Genomic DNA, 6,107 nt, shown 5'->3' with positions numbered 1-6,107 from the left:
GGGGTCAGGAACGACATATCATGGCCTGGAGGCTACTTTGTTAAACGATCTTAAACTTTCACTGCAATACATTCTGCCTAAACTGTGGCTCACCCGCCTCGCAGGCTGGGGTGCGAGCAAACGCGCAGGTTGGCTGACGAAGCTGGTCATCGATCTGTTCGTGAAATACTACAAGGTCGATATGAAAGAGGCGCAGAAGCCGGATACCGCGGCTTATCGCACCTTCAACGATTTCTTCGTGCGCCCGCTGCGCGACGACGTTCGCCCGCTGAATACCGATCCAAACGTGCTGGTGATGCCGGCCGATGGCGTGATCAGCCAGCTTGGCGCCATTGAGAACGATAAAATCCTGCAGGCTAAAGGTCATGACTACAGTCTGGAAGCCCTGCTGGCCGGCAACTATCAGATAGCCGACCTGTTCCGTAACGGCAGCTTCGCCACCACCTACCTGTCGCCGCGCGACTATCACCGCGTACACATGCCGTGCAACGGCATCCTGCGCGAAATGATCTACGTTCCTGGCGACCTGTTCTCTGTTAACCACTTGACGGCGCAGAACGTCCCGAACCTGTTCGCCCGTAACGAGCGCGTCATCTGCCTGTTTGATACTGAGTTTGGCCCGATGGCGCAAATTCTGGTGGGCGCAACTATCGTCGGCAGCATCGAGACCGTGTGGTCCGGCACCGTGACCCCGCCGCGCGAAGGCATTATTAAACGCTGGACCTGGCCCTCTGGCGACAACGAAGGCTCCATCGCCTTGCTGAAAGGCCAGGAGATGGGCCGCTTCAAACTGGGTTCCACCGTGATCAACCTGTTTGCCCCGGGCCAGGTGAAGCTGGTCGACACGCTGCAAAGCCTGTCCGTGACCAAGATCGGCCAACCGCTGGCGACAGCAGTGGAAGCGACCGCCGCCGCTGAACCCGCGCCGTTACCGGAAGAAGAGATCCGCGCCGAACACCGCGCCAGCCCGCTGGTTGACGATAAACAAGACCAAGGTTAATTCTTCAGCAAAAGGGTTATGCCGTGCGCCTGATATACACTTTCCTGTTGGCCTTGAGCCTCAGTTTCGGGGCGTACGCTGCGACAGCCCCGGATGCTAAACAGATAACCCAGGAACTGGAACAGGCGAAGGCGGCAAAGCCCGCCCAGCCTGAAACCGTTGAAGTTCTGCAGTCCGCGCTGAACGCGCTTGAGGAGCGAAAATCATCCCTCGAGCGCGCCCGTCAGTATCAGGACGTTATCGACAATTTCCCCAAACTGTTTCAAAGCCTGCGTGCCCAGCTCAATAATCTGAGCGAAGAGCCGCGCCAGGTGCCAACCGGCCTGACCGCCGATGCGCTGAACCAGGAGATCCTGCAGGTCAGCAGCCAACTGCTGGAATCGAGCCGCCAGGCGCAGCAGGAGCAGGATCGCGCGCGTGAAATCGCCGACTCCCTGAACCAGCTGCCGCAGCAGCAAACCGATGCCCGTCGTCAGCTCAATGAGGTTGAGCGCCGCATCGGCACGCAAACCGGCAACAATGCTCTCGCCCAGGCGCAAAATCTTGCCCTGCAGGCGGAATCAGCGCGTCTGAAGGCGCTGGTAGATGAACTCGACCTCGCCCAGCTCTCCGCCAACAACCGCCAGGAGCTGTCGCGCGCCCGTTCCGAACTGGCGCAAAAGCAGAGCGAGCAGCTGGATGCCTATCTGCAGGCGCTGCGCAATCTGCAAAACAGCCAGCGCCAGCGGGAGGCTGAAAAGGCGCTGGAGAGTACCGAACTGCTGGCGGAGAACAGTGAAAACCTGCCGCCGGACATCACCGCCCAGTTTAAGGTCAACCGTGAACTCTCCCAGGCGCTGAACCAGCAGGCGCAGCGCATGGATCTGGTGGCGTCCCAGCAGCGGCAGGCGACGAATCAAACGCTACAGGTGCGCCAGGCGTTAAACACCCTGCGCGAGCAGTCACAGTGGCTGGGCTCCTCCAATCTGCTGGGCGAAGCCCTGCGCGCCCAGGTGGCGCGGTTGCCGGAGCGCCCTCGCCCGCAGCAGCTGGATACGGAAATGGCGCAGCTGCGCGTGCAGCGTCTGCGCTTTGAGGATTTACTCAGTAAGCAGCCGCAGCTGCGGCAGATCCGCCAGGCCGACGGCGAACCGCTGACCAGCGAGCAGAACAAGATCCTGCAGGCGCAGCTGCGCACGCAGAACGAGCTGCTGAACTCGCTACTGCGCGGCGGCGATACCCTGATGCTGGAGCTCACCAAGCTGAAGGTCGCCAACGGCCAGCTGGAAGACGCGCTGAAGGAGATCAACGAAGCCACCCACCGCTATCTGTTCTGGACTTCGGACGTCAGCCCCATCGGCTTCTCCTGGCCGCTGGAGATCGTCCAGGATCTGCGGCGCCTGATCTCCCTGGATACCATCAGCGAACTGGGTAAAGCCAGCGCGATGATGCTTACCAGCAAAGAGACCCTGCTGCCGCTGTTTGCCGCCCTGCTGCTGGTTGGCTTTAGCATCAGCTCGCGGCGCCATTTCACCCGCTTTCTCGAGCGCTCCAGCGCCCGGGTGGGGAAAGTCACCCAGGATCACTTCTGGCTGACGCTGCGCACGGTCTTCTGGTCGATACTGGTGGCCTCGCCGCTGCCGGTGCTGTGGATGACGCTCGGCTATGGTCTGCAGTCCGCCTGGCCGTTCCCGCTGGCGGTGGCGATTGGCGATGGAGTCACCGCGACGGTGCCTCTGCTGTGGGTGGTGATGATCTGCGCCACCTTCGCCCGGCCAAACGGGCTGTTTATCGCCCACTTCGGCTGGCCGCGTAGCCGCGTGGCGAAGGCGATGCGCTACTACCTGATGAGCATCGGGCTGATTGTGCCGCTGATTATGGCGCTGATCATGTTCGATAATCTTAACGACCGCGAATTCTCCGCTTCGCTGGGCCGCCTGTGCTTCCTGCTGATCTGCGGCGCGCTGGCGGTGGTCACCCTGAGCCTTAAGCACGCCGGTATTCCGCTCTATCTGGATAAAGAGGGGAATGGCGACAATATGGTGAACCGCCTGCTGTGGAACCTGATGCTTGGCGCCCCGCTGGTGGCCATGCTGGCGGCCGCCGTCGGCTACCTCGCCACCGCCCAGGCGCTGCTTGCGCGTCTGGAAACCTCGGTCGCCATCTGGTTCCTGCTGCTGGTGGTCTATCACATCATCCGCCGCTGGATGCTGATCCAGCGCCGCCGGCTGGCCTTCGACCGGGCCCGCCATCGTCGCGCGGAAATTCTCGCTCAGCGCGCCCGCGGCGAAGATGAGCCCGTTCACGTCAGCAGCCCGGAAGGGTCGGTGGAGACGGAGGTCAGCGAGGTTGACCTCGATGCCATCAGTACCCAGTCGCTGCGGCTTGTGCGCTCCCTGCTGATGCTGATCGCGCTGCTATCGGTCATCGTGCTGTGGTCGGAGATTCACTCGGCGTTTGGCTTCCTTGAGAATATCTCGCTGTGGGACGTGACCTCGACGGTACAAGGGGTGGAAAGCCTTGAGCCTATTACGCTTGGCGCGGTGTTGATTGCCATTCTGGTGCTGATCATCACCACTCAGCTGGTACGCAACCTGCCCGCGCTGCTGGAACTGGCGATCCTCCAGCATCTCGATTTAACGCCCGGCACCGGCTACGCCATCACCACCATCACTAAGTATCTGCTGATGCTGGTCGGCGGGCTGGTGGGCTTCTCGATGATCGGTATTGAGTGGTCGAAGCTGCAGTGGCTGGTCGCCGCGCTGGGTGTGGGTCTCGGGTTTGGCCTGCAGGAGATCTTCGCCAACTTTATCTCCGGCCTGATTATCCTGTTTGAGAAGCCGATCCGCATCGGCGATACGGTCACCATTCGCGACCTGACGGGCAGCGTCACCCGCATTAATACCCGTGCGACCACCATCAGCGACTGGGACCGAAAAGAGATTATCGTGCCGAACAAGGCGTTCATTACCGAACAGTTTATCAACTGGTCGCTGTCGGACTCGGTTACCCGCGTGGTGCTGACGGTGCCGGCGCCTGTGGACGCCGATACCGAAGAGGTGACGAAAATTCTCATCGCCGCGGCGCATCGCTGCTCGCTGGTCATCGATACCCCGGCGCCGGAGGCGTTTCTCGTCGACCTGCAGCAGGGGATCCAGATTTTCGAGCTACGTATTTTTGCCGCGGAGATGGGGCACCGCATGCCGCTGCGCCATGAGATGCATCAGTTGATCCTGGCGGGCTTCCGCGAGCATGGCATTGATATGCCGTTCCCTCCGTTCCAGATGCGTCTGGAAAGTATTGACGGCAGGCAAAGCAGTAAAACCATGACCTCGGCCGGAAAAACCAGCCGCCGTACGGCTGGTAGCCTGTAAACCATCCCCTGCCCGGCGGCACCGTCGGGCAGGTTCTTTAACTCTCCATCACCAGCGCGCCGGAAGCCATGCGCCGACGGTAGCTTTCGTAGATCCCCAGCGCCAGCAGTGAGAAGAAGATCGGCCCACCGACCATCCACAGGGTGCTGTTCCAGTCCCCGCTGTCGATGACGGGTTGGATAATGGTGAAGATATTGGCGAAGGTCACCACCAGCAGCACCACGCCGGTCGCCAGCAGCGTCGACGGACGGTTTTTGAAGATCACGAACGGCCGATCAAGATGGGTTTTCGCCTTGAAGAACGGGAAGGCGATGGTCAGGAACAGATAAGGCAAGGTCATAGAGACATTGGCCATCAGCGTCAGCTTGTTATAAAACGCGGAAGCGCTATCCCCACCGAACGATACCAGTACGATAAACACCCCGACCAGCAGACACTGCAGCCACATCGCCGCGGCGGGCATTCCGTTGACGTTAAGGCGGGTCATCACCGACGGCCAGAGCGCTTTTGGCGTGCCCTGGATAATCGCTTTCAGAGGAGAATAGCTGAGGGTGAAGAACGCGCCGGTGTAAGCGAGAAACATCGACAGGCCGGTAATACGGGCGAACCAGACCCCGGTCAGGGCTGACGCCGCAGGGGTCAGGTGCAGGGCCTGGCCCAGCGTCGCCCCGAGGCTGGTCATCAGCACATAGGTGATGTTGCCGAGGTTGGTCGAACGCGCGCCAAGCACCTGCTGCCAGTTGGCGCTCACGCCCCACAGCACAATCGCCAGCGAGTAACCGATCGAGATAACGATCGCCGCGATGATAATACCTTTGGCAAAGTTCTTTTCCGGCTTATCGGTCTTATCCACTAAGCCGCCAACCGCCTCAATTCCGCCATAGGCAAAGATGGCAAATACCACAAACGACAGCATCGCCATGCCCGACTGATACCCGGGATTAGGCGAAAGGGTGAAGTTTAACGGCTGGGCGAAATGACCGCCGTTAAGCAGAAGGATCACCCCGCTCACCAGCAGCAGCACCAGGTTAAGCCCCATCACCGCGATACCGCCGACGGCGGTAATTTTAGCGATTTTATTGATCCCTTTGACGGCAATAAAGGTCACCACGACCATCCAGCAGGCCGCCAGAATACCGACCGTCTGCGTCGGCGTCAGGCTACCCAGCGCCCAGGTCTGGGTTTTGTCCGCGCCAAACAAAAAAGTAGATAGCGGGACCCAGATCTTAGCGGCGGTACTCACCATCCACACTACGTACGAGGCAAACCACATAAAGGTACCAATGAAGGCAAAGCGCGGCCCGACGCTGTGGTTCATCCAGGAATAGATCCCGCCCTCTTCGCGACGATAAGCTGAGCCCATCTCCGCCATCATCAGCGCGAACGGGATAAAGAAAAAGAGGGCGGAAAAAAGGTAAAACGGCATCGCGCTATAGCCCATCAGATAAAACGCCGATGGGCTGTTGGCAAAGCCAAATACCGAGGTGAAGATCATCAGAATCAGCCCGATCAGGCTCATCTTCTTGAGTTGTTGATGCATAAATCTATCCAAACGTGGGCATCGCCCCGACGAGCGACGCCTGACCTCATAAAAAGAGCGCGGATAGTAGCAAAATCACGGAGGGAAATTGTGGGTATTCGGGCTAAAGCCGGGGCGAGGGTGTCAGGTTCAGAGTCGTCTTTCACCTCCCCCACCCGCCGGCGGGGGGGGGGGAAAAAGGGAACAGGCGCGGTCTACCGTAAAGGCGATCACT

At 59.9% G+C, this 6,107-nt stretch carries 3 protein-coding genes; 2 read left to right on the top strand and 1 reads right to left on the bottom strand.

Annotated features, from left to right (window positions below):
* Positions 1-37: 37 nt before the first annotated feature.
* Positions 38-1,000: an archaetidylserine decarboxylase gene (asd, locus tag HMPREF9538_RS16980; RefSeq protein ID WP_020317254.1), complete on the top strand. Its 963-nt coding sequence runs from the start codon at positions 38-40 to the stop codon at positions 998-1,000.
* A 23-nt stretch (positions 1,001-1,023) separates the two neighbouring features.
* On the top strand, positions 1,024-4,353 hold the full coding sequence (gene mscM / locus HMPREF9538_RS16985) for a miniconductance mechanosensitive channel MscM (RefSeq protein ID WP_004146716.1): 3,330 nt from the start codon (positions 1,024-1,026) through the stop codon (positions 4,351-4,353).
* 37 nt (positions 4,354-4,390) lie between these two features.
* Here mscM and yjeM read toward each other — a convergent pair whose 3' ends face one another.
* Positions 4,391-5,893, bottom strand: coding sequence for a glutamate/gamma-aminobutyrate family transporter YjeM (gene yjeM / locus HMPREF9538_RS16990; RefSeq protein ID WP_009484725.1), 1,503 nt, complete (start codon positions 5,891-5,893; stop codon positions 4,391-4,393).
* Between the last annotated feature and the right edge of the window lie 214 nt (positions 5,894-6,107).

Source organism: Klebsiella sp. MS 92-3 (assembly GCF_000195655.1).
In the GTDB taxonomy this organism is placed as follows: Bacteria; Pseudomonadota; Gammaproteobacteria; order Enterobacterales; family Enterobacteriaceae; genus Klebsiella; species Klebsiella pneumoniae.
Note: the sequence above shows the minus strand (reverse complement) of the source record. Positions and strands in the feature narration are given on the sequence as shown.